This is a genomic window from Pseudomonas sp. GL_117, assembly GCF_057835125.1.
In genome coordinates this window covers 5,862,633-5,884,039 of record NZ_CM174418.1, presented here as the reverse complement: position 1 = coordinate 5,884,039, position 21,407 = coordinate 5,862,633, and the positions used below count along the sequence as shown (strand labels likewise).

Here is a 21,407-nt window from a genome sequence, read left to right as displayed (position 1 = left end):
AGTTTTGCCGGATCGGTTTATCGAGGGTAAGTTGCGCGCCGGTTTTGTTGCCGGGCAACAACTTCAAGGCCCAACTATTTAAGAGGACCTCCACTTGCCAATTTCTTTATTTCGCAAAGCCATGCTGGTGGGTGCAGGTATCACGCTGACGTTGAGCGTGCAGGCCGCATCGACGGTGCATATTTATAACTGGTCGGACTACATCGGCACCGACACCCTGGCCAACTTCGAAAAAGCCAGCGGTATCAAGCCCGTGTATGACGTGTTTGATTCCAACGAAACCCTGGAAGGCAAGTTGCTGGCCGGGCGTACCGGCTACGACGTGGTCGTGCCGTCCAACCACTTCCTGGGCAAGCAGATCAAGGCGGGCGCGTTCCAGAAGATCGACAAGTCGCAGTTGAGCAACTACGCCAACCTCGATCCGATGCTGCTCAAGCGCCTGGAAAAGAACGACCCGGGCAACCAATACGCGGTGCCGTACCTGTGGGGCACCAACGGCATTGGTTACAACGTCGATAAGGTCAAGCAAGTGCTGGGCATCGACAAGATCGACTCCTGGGCGGTGCTGTTCGAACCGCAGAACATGAAGAAGCTCGCCACATGCGGCGTATCGTTCATGGATTCGGCGGATGAAATGCTGCCGGCGGTGCTCAACTACATGGGCCTGGACCCGAACAGCACCAACCCGGACGACTACAAGAAGGCCGAGGAAAAGCTGCTTAAAGTGCGGCCTTACGTGACCTACTTCCACTCTTCCAAATACATCTCCGACCTGGCCAACGGCAACATCTGTGTGGCCGCGGGTTTCTCTGGTGATGTGTTCCAGGCCAGGGCCCGCGCGACCGAGGCGGGCAAAGGCGTGAACATCGCCTACGCGATTCCGAAAGAAGGCGGCAACCTGTGGTTTGACGTACTGGCGATCCCCAAGGATGCCACCAACGTCAAAGAGGCCCACGCCTTCATCAACTATTTGCTGCAACCTGAGGTGATCGCTCAGGTCAGTGATTACGTCGGTTATGCCAACCCTAATCAGGGGGCGGACAAACTGATGAAGCAATCGATACGCACCGACGAAGCGGTTTACCCACCGCAGGCGGTTCTCGACAGGACGTTCGTCAACTTCGAGCTACCCCCGAAAGTGCAGCGTGTAATGACCCGTATCTGGACCAAGGTCAAGACGGGCAAGTAAGGCTCAAACTATCCAGGGTTCGCTTGCACAGAGCGAACAGCACCGTTTTTTTTTGGGAGTTTCGTAAATGGCAGTTGCCTCCGGCGCCTATAAGAAAGCCCTCGAAGGGGACCAGACACCGAAGAAGGTGCTGGTCAAAATCGACCGGGTCACGAAGAAGTTCGACGAGACGATTGCCGTGGACGATGTGTCCCTGGAAATCAAGAAAGGCGAGATCTTCGCCCTGCTCGGCGGTTCGGGTTCGGGCAAGTCCACCTTGCTGCGCATGCTCGCAGGTTTCGAGCGCCCGACTGAAGGTCGCATCTACCTCGACGGTGTGGACATCACCGACATGCCGCCCTACGAGCGGCCGATCAACATGATGTTCCAGTCCTACGCCTTGTTCCCGCACATGACCGTGGCGCAGAACATCGCGTTCGGCCTGCAACAGGACAAGATCCCCAAGGCCGAGATCGACGCCCGCGTGGCCGAGATGCTCAAGCTGGTGCAGATGAGCCAGTACGCCAAGCGCAAGCCGCACCAGCTGTCCGGTGGCCAGCGCCAGCGTGTGGCCCTGGCCCGTTCCCTGGCCAAGCGCCCGAAACTGCTGCTGCTCGACGAGCCCATGGGCGCCCTCGACAAGAAGCTGCGCTCGCAGATGCAGCTCGAACTGGTTGAAATCATCGAACGCGTCGGCGTGACCTGCGTGATGGTGACCCACGACCAGGAAGAAGCCATGACCATGGCCGAGCGCATCGCGATCATGCACCTGGGCTGGATCGCCCAGATCGGCAGCCCGATCGACATTTACGAGACGCCAACCAGCCGCCTGGTGTGCGAGTTCATCGGCAACGTCAACATCTTCGAAACCCAGGTGGTCGATGACGCCGAAGGCCACGCGGTGCTCAAGTGCCCGGACCTGGACCGCGACATCTACGTGGGCTACGGCATCGCCACGGCGGTGGAAGACAAGTCGGTGACCTACGCCATCCGCCCGGAAAAGCTGCTGGTCACCTCCGAAATGCCGACCTGCGAGCACAACTGGTCCAGCGGCAAGGTGCACGACATCGCCTACCTCGGCGGCCACTCGGTGTTCTACGTGGAACTGCCGAGCGGCAAGCTGGTGCAGTCGTTCGTCGCCAACGCCGAACGCCGTGGGCAGCGTCCGACCTGGGGTGACCAGGTCTACGTGTGGTGGGAAGACGACAGCGGCGTGGTACTGCGCTCATGAACATGAAGAAGCTCAAGCGCCGCCTGCAACGAATAACCCCCAGTGGCCGGCATGCGGTCATTGGTATTCCCTTCCTGTGGCTGTTCCTGTTCTTCATGCTGCCGTTCTTCATCGTCCTGAAGATCAGCTTTGCCGAAGCCGACGTGGCGATCCCGCCTTACACCGAGATCTACACCTTTGTTGAGCAGAAACTGCAGTTGGTGCTGAACCTGGCCAACTACGCGATGCTCGGCGACGACGAGCTCTACATCGCCGCGTACCTGGGTTCGCTGAAAATGGCGTTCTTCAGCACGCTGCTGTGTCTGCTGATCGGCTACCCGATGGCCTACGCCATTGCCAGTGCGCGCAAAGAGATGCAGACCGTGCTGGTGCTGCTGATCATGATGCCGACCTGGACCGCGATCCTGATCCGCGTGTATGCGTGGATGGGCATCCTCAGCAACAACGGCTTGCTCAATGGTTTTTTGATGTCCATCGGGCTGATCAACGAACCGCTGCAGATCCTCAACACCAACATCGCGGTGTATATCGGCGTGGTCTATTCGTACCTGCCGTTCATGATCCTGCCGCTGTACGCCAACCTGGTGAAACACGACCAGAGCCTGCTGGAAGCCGCATCCGACCTGGGTTCGAGTACCTTCAACAGTTTCTGGAAGATCACCGTGCCGCTGTCCAAGAACGGCATCATCGCCGGCTGCATGCTGGTGTTTATCCCGGTAGTGGGCGAGTTCGTGATCCCGGAACTGCTCGGTGGCCCGGAAACCCTGATGATCGGTAAAGTGCTGTGGCAAGAATTCTTCAACAACCGTGACTGGCCGGTGGCCTCTGCTCTGGCGGTGGTGATGCTGGCGATCCTGATCGTACCGATCATCCTGTTCAACCGCAGCCAAGCCAAAGAGATGGAGGGCAAGATATGAAGCGCTTCAGTTTCTCCAGCTTTATGCTGGTGGCGGGGTTGTTGTTCATCTACCTGCCGATGCTGATCCTGGTGATCTACTCGTTCAACGAATCCAAACTGGTGACGGTGTGGGGCGGTTGGTCGATCAAGTGGTACGTGGGCCTTTTGGACAACACCCAGTTGATGGGCTCGGTGGCGCGTTCCCTGGAAATCGCCTGCTACACGGCGGTGGCCGCCGTGGCGCTGGGCACGTTGGCGGCATTCGTGCTGACCCGTATCAGCCACTTCAAGGGCCGCACGCTGTTCGGCGGCCTGGTGACCGCGCCGCTGGTGATGCCGGAAGTGATCACCGGTCTGTCGCTGTTGCTGCTGTTCGTGGCGATGGCGCAGATGATCGGCTGGCCCCAGGAGCGTGGCATCGTCACCATCTGGATCGCCCACACGACGTTCTGTGCGGCGTATGTGGCGGTGGTGGTGTCGGCACGCTTGCGTGAGCTGGACCTGTCGATCGAAGAAGCGGCGATGGACCTGGGCGCGCGGCCGTGGAAGGTGTTCTTCCTGATCACCATCCCGATGATCGCGCCGTCGTTGGCGGCGGGCGGCATGATGTCGTTCGCGCTGTCCCTCGACGACCTGGTACTTGCCAGCTTCGTGTCGGGGCCGGGTTCGACCACCTTGCCGATGGAAGTGTTCTCGGCGGTGCGCCTTGGGGTCAAACCCGAGATCAACGCCGTGGCCAGCCTGATTCTGTTGGCGGTGTCGCTGGTGACCTTCCTGGTGTGGTTCTTCAGCCGTCGTGCCGAAGAGATGCGCAAGAAGGCCATCCAGCAAGCGATCGAAGAAGCGGCGGCGGATGGCTGGCAGCAGCCGGACAAGCGTAGAGCACCCGCACCGGTCTAAAGGTCGGAACGGGGTCAAAATGTGGGAGCGGGCTTGCTCGCGAATGCGGTGGATCAGTCGGTAAATCTGGTGACTGACACTCCGCCTTCGCGAGCAAGCCCGCTCTCACATTTGATTGCATATCAAGGCAGCGATTATGCGGCCCAAGGGGATTTGCGAATCACCTCGACAAAATTCATCGGCCTGAACCCCGGCTCCTGATCCACCAGCACATCGGTCTTCACGTTGCCAAACGTGGTCTGCGGACGATGGCGCAAGCCGTCGGCGAACGCGCAGAGGATGCACTCCTTGAACCCTTCACCGCGTGGATGCGCATGCACCACCGCTTCGCGCTGGGTGTCGCTGAAGGCGGCGTAGTCCATGCCCAGCACGTCCATCTCGACGCCGGCAGTCACCAGCGCGACGGTCGGGCGCAGATGTTGCGGTACGCCCGGGGTGGTGTGCAGGGCGATGGACAGCCACACCTGTTCGATGTCGTCCTCGCTCAGGCCATAGGGCTTGAGGAAAGCTGCCGCCGCGTTGGCGCCGTCCACTTCAAAACGTTCGTTGTCACTGCGATGGCCGGCCACCAGGCCCAGGTCGTGGAACATCGCGCCCACGTACAACAACTCCGGGTTGTAGGCCAGTCTCTTGCGCTCACCGCTCAAGGCGCCGAACAAAAACACCCGGCGCGAGTGGTGGTAGAGCAGGTCGGATTCGACGTCGCGGATGTATTCGGTGGTGGCCTTGGCGAGGGCGCTGTCGGGGATCGGGATGCCGGCGATGGTGGTCATGGTGGTTCTCCTGTGGGAAGAATTCCAGTCTGATCGCGCACCCCTGGCGGAGCCATCGCCGCGAGGGCGCGATCCCGGCCAATGTGCCGCCACTTCATGCCAAGGGTGTACACAGTCCAATGTGGGAGCTGGCTTGCCTGCGATAGCATCACCTCGGTATACCTGCTGCACCGAGGTGTCTGCATCGCAGGCAAGTCAGCTCCCACAGGGGGGCTGTGTTTATCCAGTTAGAGAAGGTGTGCCTGTTCATGAGCAAAACCGTCGCCATCCTGATCTTCCCCGGCGTCCAGTCACTGGACGTGAGCGGTCCGATGGACGTGTTCTGCGAGGCCAACCGCTTCCTGCCAACCCAGGACCACTACCAGTTGGACGTCATCGGCCTCGGCCACGGCAACATGACCGCCTCCAATGGCTTGTCATTGCAGGCCCATCGGCATTACAGCGAAGCCCTTGAGCCCTATGACCTCTTGCTGGTCGCCGGCGGCCCACGGTTGCCTTTCGAAGATTTCGGCGCCGGGTTCGACGCCTGGCTGCGCGCCGCCGCCGCCCGTGCCCAGCGCTTCGGTTCGATCTGCAACGGCGCGTTCATGCTGGCTCGCGCCGGGCTGCTGGAGGGCAAAACCGTCACCACCCACTGGAATGACGCCGCCGACCTGGCGCGCCTGTGCCCGTCGGCCAGGGTCGAAGCCGACCGTCTCTACGTGCAGGACGGCAATCTCTACACCTCGGCCGGGGTTACGGCGGGCATCGACTTGTCGCTGTATTTGCTGGCCCAGGACCACGGCCCGGAAGTCGCGCTGAGCGTGGCCAAGCGATTGGTGGTGTTCACCCAGCGAGCGGGCGGGCAGTCGCAGTTCAGTCCGTTCCTGACGCCCCACGCCGAAACCACCTCGGCGGTGGCGTTGGTGCAGCTCTACGTGCTGGCCAACCTGACTGGTGACCTGGGCATCGTCGACCTGGCCAAGGCGGCCAATATGAGTGCGCGCAACTTCTCCCGGGTGTTTGCCCGTGAAGCGCGGATCACCCCGGCGGAGTTTGTCGAGCGGGCAAGGGTGGATGCGGCGCGGGTGATGCTCGAAAGCACGCACACGCCGCTCAAGACGGTGGCCTATCAGTGCGGGTTTCGTGATGCCCAGCATATGCGCAGTGTGTTCAATCGCAGGCTTGGGGTGACGCCGCAACAGTTCCGGCTCAACTTTGCCGCGCCGGTCTAAAGCAGTACTCGGACCAACTGTGGGAGCGGGCTTTTGTGGGAGCGGGCTTGCTCGCGAATGCGGTGGATCAGTAGAAACATCTGTAACTGACACACCGTATTCGCGAGCAAGCCCGCTCCCACATTTTGACCGGATTCCAAGCCGTTATCGGGCTGGCAGCAGTTTCAACGTGCCACGGGTATTGGCCGTGACTTCCTCATCGCTGAAGTGCGCCTGCTCGTAGCCTCCCTCGATATACGTTTCCGCCTGATCCCCATAATGCCGATCAAACGGCACCCCGCTTTGTCCCACCGGGTTGATGGTCAGGGCGTGAGCCACGTCGGCGAAGTCGATCAGGCGCCGGGTCGACGGGCCATAGGTCACCGGCCATGGCGCCGGGCCGATAGCGGCGGACTGGTTGTTCGGCACTTCATGGGTGCCCGGCGCCGGGAATGGGCCGACGTTGAACACGCTGTCCAACGGCTTCTGCAGACCCAGCGGATGGCCGTGGGTCAGGGTGTGGGCCTTGCCCCATTGCCACTGGCTCGGGTCATCGCCCAAGGTGGCCTTGAGGTGCGCGAGGCTGTTGTCCCAGGCGCGCTTGACGGTCTCGGCACGCTGGCCATTCCACCAGGGTGAATCCGCCGATGCGGCCAGACGCGGCAGCGCGGCGTCGATCACACGGGTGCCGAGCAGGGTCTTGAACATGCCGTCGCCGAGCTTGGGGTGGAACGCCGCGTCGGCGAGGTTGAACAGGAACTGGTTGAACAGCGTGGCGCTGGTGGAGTCCAGCGGGTAGTCGCCTTTCCAGCTGGCCAGTTGCTCCAGCAGTGGCAACTGCGCCGGGTCCTTGACCACCTCGCGCAGCACCGGCAATAGCGGCGCCAGCAGGCGCGGGCCGAAGGCGGTGGCGGTGCCCAGTTGCAGGGCCTGGCTGTTGTTCACGTCCCATTTCACGCTCTTGTCGCTCAATTGCGCATTCAACTGCTGGCCGCGATCAGCGAGGTTGTAATAGCCCGGGATCTCCATGCCGGTGGGCGAGACCGGCTGGGCATTGGCCGACACCACGTAACCGCGTGCCGGGTTTTCTTCCTGGGGGTTGGCGCTGAAGGGGTAGAAGCCCAGCTTGTCAGCCTGGGCTGTGCTGCCGTCGAGGATAAACCCGGCGTTGACCCCGGCCGGGCGGATCGGCAGTTGGGCCGAGGCCCACCAGCCAATATCGCCCTTGGCATTGGCCCAGACGATGTTCAAACCCGGCGCCGACACCTTGGCCGCCGCCGCGCGGGCCTTGGCCAGGGTGTCGGCACGGTTGAGCTGGTAGAAACCTTCGAGGATCGGGTTCTGCGTGTCGAGGAATGCCCACCACATGGCAATCGGCGTCTTGCCGGCATTTTCCCCGAGCACGTCATTGATGATCGGCCCGTGGGGCGATTGGCGCAGGATGAGGCTGACCGGCGCCTGGCCCTTGACCTTGATTTGTTGCTCGGTCTGGGTCATGTCGACCCATTGGTCGTGGTACCAGACCTGGTTGGGGTTGTCCGGGTTGACCTTCTCGGCGATCAGGTCGAGGTCATCATTCTGGAACATGGTCAGGCTCCAGCCGAAGTCCAGGTTGTGCCCCAGGAACGCCACCGGCACCAGCGCGTTGTGATAGCCATACAGCTCAAAGCCCGGCGCCGACAGCTGCGCCTCGTACCACACCGACGGCACCGAGAAGCGGATATGCGGGTCGCCCGCCAGCAACGGCTTGCCGCTCTTGGTACGGTTGCCGCTGATGGCCCAGGCGTTGCTGCCTTCGAATTGCGGCAAGCCGTTGTCGGCCAGTGCCTGCTCGCTCAGGGACGCAAGGGCGCCGAGGGTTTGCCAATCGCTGGCGGCGAGGTTGAGGGCACCCTTGGGTTGCCAGTCGAGGTCGAAGACTTTCAGGTAGTCGCTGCCCAGCTGGTCGCGTACGTAAGTCAGCAAAGGTTCGGTACGAAACGCGGCGGCAAAGCTGTAGGCCATGTACCCGGCGACGCTGATGGTGTCCTCGGCGGTAAACGCGCGCTTGGGGATGCCCAGCACGTCGAACTCCACCGGGCTGGCGTGGCTGTCCTGATACTGATTGATGCCGTCCAGATAGGCTTGCAGGGCTTTCCAGTGCGCGGACTCATGGTCCAACTGCGCCACATAGGTGGTGGCACGCTCGCGAATGCGCAGGCTGCGGAACAGCTTGTCGGTCTCCAGCACCTTGGGTCCGAGCACTTCGGCCAGCTCGCCGCGGGCCAGGCGGCGCATGATTTCCATCTGGAACAGCCGGTCCTGGGCATGGACATAGCCCAGGGCGCGGTACAGATCGGTCTCGTTTTCGGCGCGGATATGCGGCACGCCACGGTCGTCGTAGCGCACCGTGACCGAGCCTTGCAGGTTGCTCAGCATCACCGTGCCTTGGCGGGTCGGTTGCTTGCTGTAGATGTACAGGCCTGCGCCGAGGGCGACCAACACCAGCAGAACCGCGAGAACCTGCAAGACGCGCTTCATGAACTTTCCTTGGCAAGAATGGGGGACGGACTACTGATCCTTAGGCCACGAACAATAGCAGCCCACCGCCAGGGTGTGCGTGGCATTCACTTCGCGTCCGCTCTGCAGTGCCATGAGGATCGGCTCGATAAAACTGTTGCTGGAGTTGCACGTCAGCCCTTCGCTGTAGGGCCCGAAATACGCGAGCTTGCCGCTGCGATCCCAGATGCCCACGGCGGGGCTGGCGGGCACCTGGTCGGCGCCGGGCAGGGCGTTGAGGATTTTCATCTGGCGCAGGTTTTCCGGTAGTTGGCCGTGGCTGCCGGGTTTTTGCAGGGCGTAGAACTCGACGCCCTGGGGCGCGTAGCGCTCGATCAGCTCGCCCAGGTGTTGCTGGTTGCCGACGTTGCACGGGCATGCCGGGTCCCAGAAATGCACCAGGCGGATCGGGCCGGGGCCGGCGAGGTCGGCAGGCAGTGTCAACGGATCGCCGGAAAACACCGCCGTGTGTTCGCTGAAAGCGCGCAGATAGCGGCCCTGGAACCAGTCATACGCCGCCCACAGCACACCGGCGCAGATGACCAGGAGCAGGCTGGCGAACAGGGCGGAACGGTAGGACGGTCGCATTCAGATGTATCCTCGAAGGTCGCGTAGCTTGCCATGCTTGTCCTGACAGATGAATATCGCAGCTCGATATTCATCTGCGCCGCCAGTCTGGAAGCCTTTATGCCCGTCACCTTTGACCCCGATCATCTGCGCGAAAGCTTGCGGCCCCTGGTGGACGCGCAACCGCTCAGCGCCGAGGCGCGGGTCTACCAGCGTTTCTACGGGCTTGATCAGGCCGTCAGTCGCCTGGGGCGTTTCGAGGTGGCCGGGTTCGAGGTTGTTGCGCAAGTGTGGTGGCCAGCCCAGCCTGTGGCGACGATGTTCATGTATCACGGCTTCTACGACCACATGGGGCTGTATCGCCACGTGGTGAAGTGGGCATTGGAGCAGGGCTTTGTGGTGATTGCCTGCGATTTGCCGGGCCACGGCCTGTCCAGCGGCGAGCGGGCGAGCATTGATGATTTTGCGGTGTACCAGCAGGTGCTGCAGGCGCTATTTGCCGAGGCCCTGACGCTGCAATTGCCGCAGCCGTGGCACCTGTTCGGGCAAAGCACCGGCGGTGCGGTGGTGGTGGATCACTTGCTCAACCATGGCGCCGACAGCCCGGCCCAGGGTAAGACGTTCCTGTTGTCGCCATTGGTGCGACCGCGTTCGTGGGGCTGGTCGCAGGTCAGTTATTACCTGCTGCGGCCGTTCGTCAAAGGCATTGCGCGGCGGTTCAGCGATAACACCAACGACCCGGCATTCAGGCCGTTCCTCGAAGCCGACCCGCTGCAACCACGGCAACTGCCGACAGCGTGGGTGGGTGCGTTGGCCCGCTGGATCAAGCGCATCGAAGCCGCCCCGCGTAGCTCGCGACGGCCGGTGATTGTGCAGGGCGAGGAAGATATGACGGTGGACTGGCGGCACAATTTGCAGGTGCTGCGGGGCAAGTTCGATCAGCCGGAGATATTGATGCTGGCGCGGGGCAGGCATCACTTGGCGAATGAGATTGCGGAGATTCGCCAGGAGTACTTCAGTTTCCTCACGGACCAACTGAAGTAACACCGTTCAAAATGTGGGAGCGGGCTTGCTCGCGAATACGGTGTGTCAGTCACAGATGTTTTGACTGAGCCGCCGCATTCGCGAGCAAGCCCGCTCCCACATAAGCCCATTCCACACTGATTACTGCGTCAGGCTTGAAGTGCTTTGGCCCACAGCAAGCCCTGCGCGAATCGCCGCCAGCGCCGCCTGGTAATACGCCTTACCCTCTGGTGATTCGGCAAACGTGGCGAATTCTTCCAGCTCCGGGTCGGACAAATCCCGATAGACGTACAGCAACGTATTGTTCAGATCATTGCCAATCTGCTGCATCAGCCGTTCGCGCTGCCCATTCAACATGCCCTGGGCCTGGCCACCGCCAAGCAGCCCGGGAATCATCTGGCTCAAGCTGTCGGCAGCCACCCCGGCAATCGCCAGGCTGACTTCCGCGCCCGCTTCACGGGCGGGCAGTGCTTGCGCCAGGTGACCGATGATCAGGCTGCGAGTGGCGTCGGCTTCGATTTTCGGCAAGCCCTGGGCATTTTTCGCCAACTGGTCGCGGCGCGTGGCCAGCAACTCGGCGGCCACGATTTTGCGGCCCAAGGGCGACTGGAAGAACGCCAGCGCGGGTGCCGGGTCCGCCAAATTCTTGCGCAACTGCGCCTCGGCACGCTGGTCCATGGCCTGGGCGGCGAAGCGTTTATTGCTGTTGTCTACCAGCGCTTGGTAAACCGCCGGCGGCAGGCTGTTGCGGTAGCGTTGCTGGGCGGCACTGAGGGCGTCATTGAAATGCGCACGTTGTTCGGCCCAGCCGGCGACCTTGTACAACTGGTCATGGCCGTCTGCCCAGGCGGGCATTACGCAGAACATCAGCAAGGATAAAAACAAACGACGCATTAGGGACTCCTGTCAGTCGGCCACTATTGTCCGTGTCGGGCGTAGGATTTGTCGAGAAGTCCTATCAGTCGCCTGACTAAAGTGTATTCAGATGCTCGGCGGCTCTGTCGGATTCACAGGCGTATGGATACTATGCGCGCCATGCAAATACCCCTCGATCACCCGCTGTTGCAACGTATTGTCGACGACCTGGCTGAAAAGGGCTGGTCGCGGCAGGACGGCTTCGTGCCCCAGGCTCTGACCCTGGAACTGGCGGCTGAGTGCCGTAAACGTGCGGCTGAAGGTGAATTGGCACCGGCGGCCGTAGGACGTGGTCCGACCCAGGAGGTCCGTGAGGGTATCCGTGGTGACCATATCCAGTGGCTGGAGGAGGGTGACTCGCCCGTCTGCGATACCTACATGGCGTTGATGGACAGCCTGCGTCTGGCGATGAACCGCAGCCTGTTCCTTGGCCTGGAAGACTTCGAAAGCCACTTCGCGATGTACCCGCCGGGGGCGTTTTACCTCAAGCACCTCGACCGCTTTCGCGACGATGACCGGCGCACGGTCTCGGCGGTGATCTACTTGAACGAGGCCTGGCTGTCCGAGCAGGGCGGCCAGTTGCGCATGTACCTCAAGGACGGTGTCGAATACGACGTGGACCCTGCGGGGGGGAGCCTGGTGGTGTTCCTGTCTGTCGAAGTGCCCCATGAAGTGCTACCCGCCACGCGCGAGCGCCTGTCCTTGACCGGCTGGTTTCGCCGGCGCGGCAACGAGCCGTTTTAAGCATGGAAAAAATTCTGATCAGCCGCTGTTTGCTCGGGCACAAGGTGCGCTACGACGGTGGCGCCAGTGGGCCGTTCGATCAATTGGCGGCGTGGCAGGCTGAAGGGCGGGTGGTGGCGATCTGCCCGGAAGTCTCCGGTGGCTTGCCGACGCCGCGCCCGCCCGCAGAGATTCCCGGTGGTCAGGGCGTGGATGTGTGGGAAGGACGTGCGCAGGTGCTGACGGCCGAGGGTGAAGATTTCAGCGAAGCCTTCCTCGACGGTGCTCGCCAGGCGTTGGCGTTGGTGCAGCGGCATGGCATTCGTATCGCCGTGCTCAAGGCCAATAGCCCGTCTTGTGGGAATTTGCTGACGTATGACGGTACGTTTAGTGGCGTGAAAGTCAGCGGAGAAGGCGTGACGACAGCGCTGCTCAGACAGCATGGGGTGCAGGTATTCAGTGAGCTGGAGCTGCCCGAGGCGGCGGTGGCCTTGGCCCATCTCTCAGAAAATGTGTAGTTCAATGTGGGAGCAGGCAAGCCAGCTCCCACATTTAAAAATCACTCGGCTTTGGGGGCGGGCTCGGTCTCAAGCCACTTCTGCGCCAACGCTTTCAACCGCCCATCCGCCTTCACCCGCTGCAACGCGCCATCCAAACTTGCCTTGAACGCCGGGTTGCCCTTCTGGAACGGGATCGCCAGCTCAGGCTTCTCGCGATACGCCTCACTGAAATCGAACCGATCCTGCAAGGCGGCAGTCATAGCGATATGGTTGATGGCCACGTCGTACTTGCCGGTTTCCACGCCTGGCAGTAAATCGGCGTCGTCGGTGGTGATAAACGAAGGGCGCACGTCCATCTCCTTGGCCAGTTGTTCGCCGAGTTCCACTTCAAAACCGGTGAGTTTGTCGCCTTCCTTGAAGTTGAACGGCGGGGTGTTGGCTTCAAGGGCGATGCGCAGTTCGCCACGGTCAAACACATCATCGACCAGTTCGGCGTGAGCCAAGGGGCTCATGAGGGGCAGCAAAAGTAACAGGCCAGGCGAAAAGCGCATGGTCACTCCTAGAGAATTTTTTATGTGCGAGGCGCCGTTCAGCATCGCTTTGCTATGGTGTTGAGTGCCTTGGACAGCAATTTGTCGCGAAGTTGTCATAACCCTACAGATTTCCTGGAAAAACTGGAGAAGCGAATGAAAGCCCTTTTGTCCCGTGCAACGATTGCCAGCCTGTTGCTGGGTGCCTCGATGTTGGCCAATGCCGCCGATGTGCCTCGTACCCCTGCACCGAAGGGTGCCGAGGTGTTTATCGTCTCGCCCAAAGACGGCGCGACGGTCGACAAGACCTTCACCGTCAAATTCGGCGTCAAGGGCCTGGACCTGGAGCCGATCGACAAGCAAGTGCAAGGCGCCGGCCACCATCACCTGTTGGTCGACCGGGACGTGCAGTCGCTCAAAGCCGACGAAGCCATTCCAGCCGATGCCACCTCGATCCACTTCGGCAAGGCACAAACCGAAACCGAACTGACCCTGACCCCGGGCAAACACACGCTGCAACTGGTGGCCGGCGACAACGTACACCGCCAGTTCGAGCCCACTGTAGCCTCGAAAGTGATCACGGTTAATGTGAAATAAAAAAACGGGAGCCCCTGGCGGGGTTCCCGTTTTTTTATTGCTGCAAGCTTCAAGCTATAAGCTGCAAGGAACAGCTTTTAGCTTGCCGCTTAAAACTTGTAGCTTGTAGCCGACCACGACCACCGCTTTAGAAAAGCACTCGGCTTCGGATGGTCCCATTAATGTGCTGCAGTTTCTCTTGCGCCAGGTCCGAGTACTCGGCGTCGACGTCGATCACCACGTAGCCAACCTTTTCGTTGGTCTGCAGGAACTGACCGGAGATGTTGATGCCGTTTTCCGCGAAGACCTTGTTGATCTCCATCATCACGCCAGGGATGTTCTGGTGGATGTGCAGCAGACGGTGCTTGCCAGGGTGAGCCGGCAGGGCCACTTCCGGGAAGTTCACCGAGGATACCGACGTACCGTTGTCGCTGTACTTGACCAGCTTCTCCGACACTTCCAGGCCGATGTTGGCTTGGGCTTCGGCAGTGGAACCGCCGATGTGCGGGGTCAGGATCACGTTGTCCAGGCCGCGCAGCGGGCTTTCGAAGATGTCGTCGTTGGAGCGTGGCTCCACCGGGAACACGTCGATGGCGGCGCCGATCAGGTGCTTGTCCTTGATCGCGTCGGCCAGGGCGTCCAGCTCGACCACGGTGCCGCGTGCAGCGTTGATCAGGATGCCGCCTTTCTTGATGGCGCGGATTTCCTTCTCGCCGATCATCCACTGGGTCTCAGCGGTTTCCGGAACGTGCAGGGTCACGATGTCGGACATGCCCAGCAGTTCGGTCAGGCTGGCCACTTGGGTGGCGTTGCCCAATGGCAGCTTGGTCAGGGTGTCGTAGAAGAACACCTGCATGCCCAGGCCTTCGGCCAGGACCGACAGTTGAGTACCGATCGAGCCGTAACCGATGATGCCCAGCTTCTTGCCGCGGATTTCGAAGGAGTTGGCTGCGCTTTTGATCCAGCCGCCACGGTGGCAGGAAGCGTTCTTCTCAGGAATGCCGCGCAACAGCAGGATCGCCTCGGCCAGCACCAGCTCCGCCACGGAACGGGTGTTGGAGTACGGTGCGTTGAACACTGCGATGCCGCGCTCGCGCGCTGCGTTGAGGTCGACCTGGTTGGTGCCGATGCAGAAACAGCCGACCGCCACGAGTTTCTTGGCGTGATCGAAGATTTCTTCGGTCAGCTGAGTGCGGGAGCGAATGCCGATGAAGTGCGCGTCGGCGATCTTTTCCTTGAGCTGGGCTTCCGGCAGAGAACTGGTGATGTACTCAATGCTGGTGTACCCGGCGGCTTTCAGAACGTCGACAGCCGATGGGTGGACGCCTTCCAGAAGAAGGAACTTGATCTTGCTCTTATCGAGAGAAGTCTTGCTCATCTGCGTAAACCTGTATCCCGGAGAAAAATGGCAGGGAATCGGATCGCTTAAGCTGACCCGGACGGCAGGAAAGCCGTCACCGCAGAAACGCCCTTGGGCTCTGTCCTGCGGGGGCGGTATGCTAGCATACGCGCCCCGCAAACACTCATTCCTGCGACGTGAAGCGTTCTCAGGATGACCATGAATTGTTCGAGAGTTCTGTCGATGACCCATCCTGCCCTGATTGATGAGCTAAAGACCCTGGTTGAGCCTGGCAAAGTGCTGACCGATGCAGACTCCCTGGAGGCTTACGGCAAGGATTGGACCAAGCACTTCGCACCCGCGCCGACCGCCATCGTCTTCCCCAAGACCATCGAGCAGGTCCAGGCCATCGTGCGTTGGGCCAATAACCATAAGGTCGCGCTGGTGCCATCCGGTGGTCGTACCGGCCTGTCGGCCGCTGCCGTGGCGGCGAATGGTGAAGTGGTCGTGTCCTTCGACTATATGAACCAGATCCTCGACGTGAACCTCACCGACCGCACCGCCGTGTGCCAGCCGGGCGTGGTCACCAAACAACTGCAGAACGTTGCCGAAGAAAACGGCCTGTACTACCCGGTGGACTTCGCATCCTCCGGTTCCAGCCAGATTGGCGGCAATATCGGCACCAATGCCGGCGGGATCAAGGTGATTCGCTACGGCATGACCCGCAACTGGGTGGCCGGCATGAAGGTCGTCACCGGCAAGGGCGACGTACTGGAGCTGAACCGCGACCTGATCAAGAACGCCACCGGCTACGACATGCGCCAGCTGTTCATCGGCGCCGAAGGTACGTTGGGCTTTGTGGTCGAAGCCACCATGCGCCTGGACCGTGCGCCGAAAAACCTCACCGCCATGGTGTTGGGCACGACTGATTTCGACTCGATCATGCCGGTGCTGCACGCGTTCCAAAGCAAGCTCGACCTGACAGCCTTTGAGTTCTTCTCCGACAAAGCCTTGGCCAAAGTCCTCGGCCGTGGCGACGTGCCGGCACCGTTCGAAACCGAGTGCCCGTTCTACGCGCTGCTGGAATTCGAAGCGACCACCGAAGAAGTTGCCAACCACGCGCTGGAAACCTTCGAACACTGTGTGGAGCAGGGCTGGGTGCTGGACGGCGTGATGAGCCAGAGCGAAACCCAACTGCACAACCTGTGGAAACTGCGCGAGTACATCTCCGAGACCATTTCCCACTGGACTCCGTACAAGAACGACATCTCGGTAACCGTGTCGAAAGTGCCGGCGTTCTTGAAGGAAATCGACGCGATCGTCGGCGAACACTACCCGGACTTCGAAATCGTCTGGTTCGGCCACATCGGCGACGGCAACCTGCACCTGAACATCCTCAAGCCGGAAAACCTGAGCAAGGATGAGTTCTTCGCCAAGTGCGCCACTGTTAACAAGTGGGTGTTCGAAACCGTCGAGAAGTACAACGGTTCGATCTCCGCCGAACACGGTGTGGGCATGACCAAGCGCGATTACCTGACCTACAGCCGTTCGCCAGTCGAGATCGAATACATGAAAGCCGTCAAAGCGGTGTTCGACCCGAACGGGATCATGAACCCTGGCAAGATCTTCGCTGTTTAATCGGCCCTGAAGGAGTCGTTCCATGAGCTACCAGCACAAGTATGTCGACGGCACCAACATCCACTTTCCGGTAGGGAAAGTGGTGTGCATTGGGCGTAACTACGCCGAACATGCCAAGGAACTGGATAATCCGGTGCCAACCGAGCCGTTGCTGTTCATCAAGCCAGGCAGCTGCGTGGTCGCGTTGGAAGGGGGTTTTGCCATCCCTACCGAGCGCGGTTCGGTGCACTACGAAGCGGAAATCGCAGTGTTGATCGGCAAACCACTGTCGACCAAGCCCAGCCGCGAAGAAGTACTGGACGCGATCTCTGGTTTCGCCCCGGCGCTGGACCTGACCCTGCGCGACAAGCAGGCCGAGCTGAAAGCCAAGGGCCTGCCGTGGGAAATCGCCAAGTCCTTCGACGGCGCGGCAGTGATCGCGCCGTTCGTGGTGAGCAGCACCTTCCCTGACCTGGCCGACATCGGCATCCGCCTGACCATCAATGGCGAAGTGCGCCAGGACGGCAACAGCGCGATCATGCTCAACCCGATCGTGCCGATGATCCAGTACATGGCGGGCTGCTTCTCGCTGCAGGCTGGCGACGTGATCCTCACCGGCACCCCGGCCGGCGTGGGCCCGCTGAATGTGGGCGATGAGCTGGTGCTGGAGTTGTCGGGTGTGAATCGCTTCGAAAGCGTGGTTCGCTAGGTACTGGCGAAACGCGATTAAACATGGGGGAGCGGGCTTGTGTGGGAGCGGGCTTGCTCGCGAATACGGTGGTTCAGTTGGAACATCTTTGACTGACACACCGCTTTCGCGAGCAAGCCCGCTCCCACATTGGTTTTGTGTGTGCCCGCAAAATCCAGCTCTTTGCATTTTTTTCACACGCCATCCGGATAATCCTCAGCGTCTTGCGCGCGGGCTTCTAGATCCTGTGCTATCACCTAACGCTGACTTTCCGGAAAAAGCGCCCCCATGGCCGTTACCCTGCCCAGCAGTACCTCCAAGCCGCGTTCGCGTTTTGCCCTGCGCTGGTATTCCTGGCTGCTATTGGTCGGCGTGATTACCTATGGCCTCGCCTGGGCGATGCACTGGGATGATCGCGGCATGCTGTGGGTCAAGGAACGCTTCGAAAACCCTGCCGAACGCCAGCAGAGCGTGTGGCTGCCGGATTATCAGGTGGTGATCGATGGCAAAGTTTTGCCAGGCATGGAGAAGGATGAGGCTTCGGACGTCTCCTACAACCCCCGCACCAAAACCCTGTTTTCCGTCATGGGCAAAAACCCGTTCCTGGTTGAGCTGACCCTGCAAGGCGATGTGCTGCGCAAGATGCCACTCAACGGCTGGAGCAACCCGGAAGGCGTGACGGTGCTGGAAAACGACCTGTTGGCCGTGGTCGACGAGCGTGACCACACCTTGACCATCGTCAAGGTCGACGCCGGCACGACCCAACTGAACAAGGCCGACTTCCACAGCTACGACCTGGGCCCGTCGAAGAACCAGAACAAAGCCTTTGAGGGCGTCACCTGGGACAAGCGCAACCAGCAGCTCATCCTTGGCGAAGAACGCCCGCCTGCGCTGTTCACCTGGAAAAGCGACGGCAGCCAGACCTTGGCTGGCGACAAGCAAAAACTGAGCAGCACCGAATTGGACATGCGCAACCTCTCGGCCCTGGCCGTGGACCCACGCACCGGTCACTGGCTGGTGCTTTCGGCCGATTCCCACCTGCTGCTGGAGCTGGATGAAAAGGGCGAGCAAGTCAGCTTCATGACCCTGCTCGGCGGTTTCAATGGGCTCAAGGACACCATTCCACGTGCGGAAGGGGTGACCATGGACGAGGACGGCAACCTGTACATGGTCAGCGAGCCGAACCTGTTCTATCGCTTCGAAAAGCACAAATAACACCTCGGTTACGTCGGATAGTTCTCTAAGAACGGCATCCGCCAGACACCAGGGCGCGTTTAAGTTTAAATTCAGACGGGCGTGATATTCATGCGCCACCTTTGACTTTGAGCCCGCCCGATGCGCCGACTTGTCCGCCCCACACCCATCCTCCTGCTACTTGCGCTGATCGCCCTGATCAGCGCTGCAGTGGTTGCGCAAGAATTTCGCCTGTTCGAGCGTGGCTGGTTCAACTTCCTGGCGTGGCGCCAGCCGGCCAATGAGCATTCCATCGGCCTGGCCGATTACCGTGTGACCCTTGAGGCCCAGGTCATCGAAGGCCTGGACAGTGATGTGTCGGCCCTGACTTACGACCCGGTGCGCAAGAGCCTGTTTACCGTCACCAATAGAAACCCCGAGCTGATCGAACTGTCGCTGGAAGGCAAGATCCTGCGGCGCATCCCCCTGGTGGGGTTTGGGGATGCCGAGGCGGTGGAATTCATCAGCGAGAGCATCTACGTCATCAGCGACGAGCGCCAGCAGCGGCTGATCAAGGTGCATGTGGATGACGACACGCAGTTTCTCGATGCCGCCGACGCCGAGCAAATGGTCCTGGGCCTGCACATGGGTGGCAACAAGGGCTTTGAAGGGCTGGCCTATGACTCGCTGGGCAAGCGTCTGTTCGTGGCCAAGGAGCGCGACCCGATGCTGATCTACGAGATTCACGGCTTTCCCCATTTCAAGCCGGAAAAAACCTACTCGGTGCATGTGATCAACAACCCCAAGCGCGATGCCGGGCTGTTTGTGCGTGACCTGTCGAGCCTGCAATACGATGAGCGCAGCGGCCATTTGCTGGCGCTGTCGGATGAGTCGTTTCTGGTGTTGGAGCTGGATGTCGACGGTCGCCCGTTGAGCAGTTTGTCGCTGCTCAACGGGCGCCATGGCCTGAAAAAACGCGTGCCTCAGGCCGAAGGGATCGCCATGGACGATGACGGTACGTTGTACCTGACCAGTGAGCCCAACCTGTTCTACGTGTTCAAGAAGCCCTGATCAGAACATCCATTGCACCCCCAGCGAGTAGCCGGTCTGGCTGCCTTCGCTGTGGCCCAGGCGGCCGTTGACCTCGGCAAATACTCCCAACTGCGGGGTGATCGCCAATTGGCTGCCGACTTGCGCGCGACCAAAGCTCTTGTCCGCTGAGCCCAGCTTGGCGGTGCGCGCCTGGCCGTCGGCGCGGGCGGTCAGTTGCAGGTCGTCCAGGCGGCCGTCAGCCATCTCCTTGACCCAAGCGATGTCGCCGTAAGGCAGCAGGTTGAGGCCGTAGGGCAGGGCGACAGCGCCTCGCACGCGCCAGCCGAGGCTGGCTTCCAGGGAGTCGAAAGACTGTTCCTCGTAGGTCAGGGCCGTGCGTAGGTCCTGCTTTTCGCGGAATTTATCGATACGCGAGTGGCTGTAGTCCAGGCCTGCAAAAGGCCCGCTCTTGATGGCGCCGAAGTCAAAGTCATAGCCACCCAGCACGCGCGCGCCCAGGGTCAGGGCGTCGGTGTTGCCGGTCAATTGCTGGTTGAGCAGGATCGGCCCGCCATTCGCCTGGATCAGCAGGTTGCGCTTGGACTCGAAGCGGCTGTGGCCGATGCTCAGGTCGCCGGCCAGCCAGCTCGGCCCGCCATCGTTGAGCAGCGCATAGGCCGCGGCTTGCCAAGTGTCGCTGTCGAGTTTGCCACGGTGCTCAAGCGTGTCACGGCCGTTGAGGTAGCTTAGGCTGGCGCCGATGTTCAGGCTCGGGGTCAGTTGATAGTCGCCCAGCGCATGCAGGCCCACGCGTCGCGCTTCGGGGTTGGGGGCAGTATCGAAGCCGCTGTCCGGGTTGTATTCGCCGTCCACGCCGATCTCGCCATCAAAGCTGCCAACCTCGCGGCTGGCCGACTGCAAGGTCAGCCAGCGCCGGTCATGCAGGCGCACCATGGCCTGGTGCTGGCGTTGCAGGTTGTCTTGCATATTGCGTGCAACGGCGCCGCCCGAGGCGGTGGAGGCCATCAGGTCGGCGTTGGTCAACTCCAGCACGAGGCGGCTGAGCAGGCGCGAATAGTCGCGCAGGCGTTGATCGATGCGCGCCTGGCCGAAGGCGTCAGTGAGCACGGCCTTGTTGTCTTCGGCGGGGTCGTGCCAGGTCGAGCCACCGGGGATCTTCGGGTTGTCGGTCTGGGTGTAACCGTCGAGGTCGCCCAGTTCCCAGTTGGTGGCTTCTATATACAGAATCGGGATGTTCAGCGGCTCGAAGGGCTCGCCATCGCTGCAGCAGCCGGTGCCTTTGGGGTATTGCGGGTCCAGGCCGGGGTTGGTGAACAGCGGGATGTTCAATTCCTTGGCGATCTCAAAGGTGTGCTCGCGCAACGACGCCAAGGCCGGGTTGGCGGTGCTGTTCTGGCCGGCGTGGGCGTACATCATGTCGCCGGTGATCAGGCTGTCGAGGTTGATCATCGCCAGCATGTTCGCGCGCTGGCTGGCGCTCAGCGACGCGACAAACGCCCGCGAACCGCGCAGGCCTTCCTCTTCGGCGCCAAAGCCGACGATCTGCAAGCCGTTTTCCAGTTGCAGGCCGCCAAGGTTCTTCGCCACTTCCGTCAGCACGCTGGCGCCGGAGCCATTGTCGTCCAGGCCTTGCAGGGTCGGGCGGCCGAAGAAGGTGTCGAAGTGTGCGCCAATCACCACGTACTGCGGTTTGGTGCCGGCGGCGTAGGCCACCACGTTTTGCGACGCGCGACTGCCGCTGTTCCAGGTGAAGTCCTGGCGACTGATGCTGTAGGCCGTGCCCATCTGGCTCTGCATCCAATCGGCGGCCCCGGCGAAGTTGGCCGTGCCGCGATAACGGCCGGGGTAGTCGTTGATCAGTTTTTCCAGGGTGGTGTTGGCGTGCTCGCCGTAGTCGTAGGCCAGGAGGTGGGTCGGCAGCAGGGCGCAGGCCGCGCTGATAGCAAGGGCTAGGGGCTTTATCACAAGGTCTTCCTTGAGGTGATGGGGATGTTCAAGCCGA

At 61.1% G+C, this 21,407-nt stretch carries 20 protein-coding genes; 13 read left to right on the top strand and 7 right to left on the bottom strand.

What is annotated here, in order from left to right; translation table 11 throughout:
• The first annotated feature begins 94 nt into the window (after window positions 1-94).
• The 4 genes from AC3ISR_RS26965 (at window position 95) to AC3ISR_RS26950 (ending at window position 4,197) form a co-directional block, all read left to right on the top strand.
• Window positions 95-1,189: a polyamine ABC transporter substrate-binding protein gene (locus AC3ISR_RS26965; RefSeq protein ID WP_192297898.1), complete on the top strand. Its 1,095-nt coding sequence runs from the start codon at window positions 95-97 to the stop codon at window positions 1,187-1,189.
• A 67-nt stretch (window positions 1,190-1,256) separates the two neighbouring features.
• On the top strand, window positions 1,257-2,399 hold the full coding sequence (locus AC3ISR_RS26960) for an ABC transporter ATP-binding protein (protein WP_192297897.1): 1,143 nt from the start codon (window positions 1,257-1,259) through the stop codon (window positions 2,397-2,399).
• The gene (locus AC3ISR_RS26955) at window positions 2,396-3,316 is read left to right on the top strand and encodes an ABC transporter permease subunit (RefSeq protein ID WP_065902286.1); all 921 of its coding nucleotides are present in this window, start codon (window positions 2,396-2,398) and stop codon (window positions 3,314-3,316) included. Before AC3ISR_RS26960 ends, AC3ISR_RS26955 begins: the two co-directional genes overlap by 4 nt.
• Window positions 3,313-4,197 carry an ABC transporter permease subunit gene (locus AC3ISR_RS26950; RefSeq protein ID WP_056860728.1) on the top strand — a complete coding sequence of 295 codons (885 nt, stop codon included), beginning with the start codon at window positions 3,313-3,315 and terminating at the stop codon, window positions 4,195-4,197. Before AC3ISR_RS26955 ends, AC3ISR_RS26950 begins: the two co-directional genes overlap by 4 nt.
• 134 nt (window positions 4,198-4,331) lie before the next feature.
• Here AC3ISR_RS26950 and AC3ISR_RS26945 read toward each other — a convergent pair whose 3' ends face one another.
• A complete protein-coding gene (locus tag AC3ISR_RS26945; RefSeq protein WP_192297896.1) occupies window positions 4,332-4,970 on the bottom strand; it encodes an HD domain-containing protein in 639 nt (212 codons plus the stop codon).
• A 248-nt stretch (window positions 4,971-5,218) separates the two neighbouring features.
• Here AC3ISR_RS26945 and AC3ISR_RS26940 point away from each other — a divergent pair, with 248 nt between their 5' ends.
• The gene (locus AC3ISR_RS26940) at window positions 5,219-6,184 is read left to right on the top strand and encodes a GlxA family transcriptional regulator (RefSeq protein WP_192297895.1); all 966 of its coding nucleotides are present in this window, start codon (window positions 5,219-5,221) and stop codon (window positions 6,182-6,184) included.
• A gap of 144 nt (window positions 6,185-6,328) precedes the next feature.
• Here the strand turns inward: AC3ISR_RS26940 and AC3ISR_RS26935 are convergent, their stop codons facing one another.
• Both AC3ISR_RS26935 and AC3ISR_RS26930 read right to left on the bottom strand, forming a co-directional pair.
• Window positions 6,329-8,683 (bottom strand): penicillin acylase family protein, encoded by a 2,355-nt coding sequence (locus AC3ISR_RS26935; RefSeq protein ID WP_489324518.1) that lies wholly within the window; start codon window positions 8,681-8,683, stop codon window positions 6,329-6,331.
• Window positions 8,684-8,713: 30 nt separating this feature from the next.
• On the bottom strand, window positions 8,714-9,289 hold the full coding sequence (locus tag AC3ISR_RS26930) for a DUF6436 domain-containing protein (RefSeq protein WP_192297893.1): 576 nt from the start codon (window positions 9,287-9,289) through the stop codon (window positions 8,714-8,716).
• A gap of 99 nt (window positions 9,290-9,388) precedes the next feature.
• Here AC3ISR_RS26930 and bipL point away from each other — a divergent pair, with 99 nt between their 5' ends.
• The gene (bipL, locus tag AC3ISR_RS26925; RefSeq protein ID WP_463983657.1) at window positions 9,389-10,312 is read left to right on the top strand and encodes a phospholipase BipL; all 924 of its coding nucleotides are present in this window, start codon (window positions 9,389-9,391) and stop codon (window positions 10,310-10,312) included.
• Between the two features lie 120 nt (window positions 10,313-10,432).
• Here bipL and AC3ISR_RS26920 read toward each other — a convergent pair whose 3' ends face one another.
• On the bottom strand, window positions 10,433-11,185 hold the full coding sequence (locus AC3ISR_RS26920) for a DUF2059 domain-containing protein (RefSeq protein WP_192297892.1): 753 nt from the start codon (window positions 11,183-11,185) through the stop codon (window positions 10,433-10,435).
• A 132-nt stretch (window positions 11,186-11,317) separates the two neighbouring features.
• On the opposite strand from AC3ISR_RS26920, the gene AC3ISR_RS26915 reads away from it, so the two are divergent.
• Together AC3ISR_RS26915 and AC3ISR_RS26910 are read left to right on the top strand one after the other, a co-directional pair.
• Window positions 11,318-11,950: a 2OG-Fe(II) oxygenase gene (locus AC3ISR_RS26915; RefSeq protein WP_463983710.1), complete on the top strand. Its 633-nt coding sequence runs from the start codon at window positions 11,318-11,320 to the stop codon at window positions 11,948-11,950.
• 2 nt (window positions 11,951-11,952) lie between these two features.
• Window positions 11,953-12,447, top strand: a complete 495-nt coding sequence (locus AC3ISR_RS26910; RefSeq protein WP_192297891.1) for a 2-thiouracil desulfurase family protein — start codon at window positions 11,953-11,955, stop codon at window positions 12,445-12,447.
• A gap of 41 nt (window positions 12,448-12,488) precedes the next feature.
• On the opposite strand, the gene AC3ISR_RS26905 is transcribed toward AC3ISR_RS26910, so the two are convergent.
• Complete coding sequence (locus AC3ISR_RS26905) at window positions 12,489-12,980, bottom strand: transporter substrate-binding domain-containing protein (RefSeq protein ID WP_463983656.1); 492 nt, start codon at window positions 12,978-12,980, stop codon at window positions 12,489-12,491.
• Window positions 12,981-13,115: 135 nt separating this feature from the next.
• Here AC3ISR_RS26905 and AC3ISR_RS26900 point away from each other — a divergent pair, with 135 nt between their 5' ends.
• On the top strand, window positions 13,116-13,556 hold the full coding sequence (locus AC3ISR_RS26900; RefSeq protein WP_192297889.1) for a DUF4399 domain-containing protein: 441 nt from the start codon (window positions 13,116-13,118) through the stop codon (window positions 13,554-13,556).
• Between the two features lie 127 nt (window positions 13,557-13,683).
• Here the strand turns inward: AC3ISR_RS26900 and serA are convergent, their stop codons facing one another.
• Window positions 13,684-14,913, bottom strand: coding sequence for a phosphoglycerate dehydrogenase (serA, locus tag AC3ISR_RS26895; RefSeq protein ID WP_192297888.1), 1,230 nt, complete (start codon window positions 14,911-14,913; stop codon window positions 13,684-13,686).
• A 204-nt stretch (window positions 14,914-15,117) separates the two neighbouring features.
• Here serA and AC3ISR_RS26890 point away from each other — a divergent pair, with 204 nt between their 5' ends.
• The 4 genes from AC3ISR_RS26890 to AC3ISR_RS26875 all read left to right on the top strand — a co-directional run bounded on the left by AC3ISR_RS26890 (window position 15,118) and on the right by AC3ISR_RS26875 (window position 19,423).
• The gene (locus AC3ISR_RS26890) at window positions 15,118-16,512 is read left to right on the top strand and encodes an FAD-binding oxidoreductase (protein ID WP_192297887.1); all 1,395 of its coding nucleotides are present in this window, start codon (window positions 15,118-15,120) and stop codon (window positions 16,510-16,512) included.
• Between the two features lie 22 nt (window positions 16,513-16,534).
• A complete protein-coding gene (locus AC3ISR_RS26885; protein WP_192297886.1) occupies window positions 16,535-17,200 on the top strand; it encodes a fumarylacetoacetate hydrolase family protein in 666 nt (221 codons plus the stop codon).
• 267 nt (window positions 17,201-17,467) lie between these two features.
• Window positions 17,468-18,394, top strand: a complete 927-nt coding sequence (locus AC3ISR_RS26880; protein WP_463983655.1) for an SdiA-regulated domain-containing protein — start codon at window positions 17,468-17,470, stop codon at window positions 18,392-18,394.
• 120 nt (window positions 18,395-18,514) lie between these two features.
• The gene (locus AC3ISR_RS26875; protein WP_192297884.1) at window positions 18,515-19,423 is read left to right on the top strand and encodes an SdiA-regulated domain-containing protein; all 909 of its coding nucleotides are present in this window, start codon (window positions 18,515-18,517) and stop codon (window positions 19,421-19,423) included.
• Here AC3ISR_RS26875 and AC3ISR_RS26870 read toward each other — a convergent pair whose 3' ends face one another.
• On the bottom strand, window positions 19,424-21,370 hold the full coding sequence (locus AC3ISR_RS26870) for an autotransporter domain-containing protein (RefSeq protein ID WP_463983654.1): 1,947 nt from the start codon (window positions 21,368-21,370) through the stop codon (window positions 19,424-19,426).
• Window positions 21,371-21,407 lie beyond the last annotated feature (37 nt).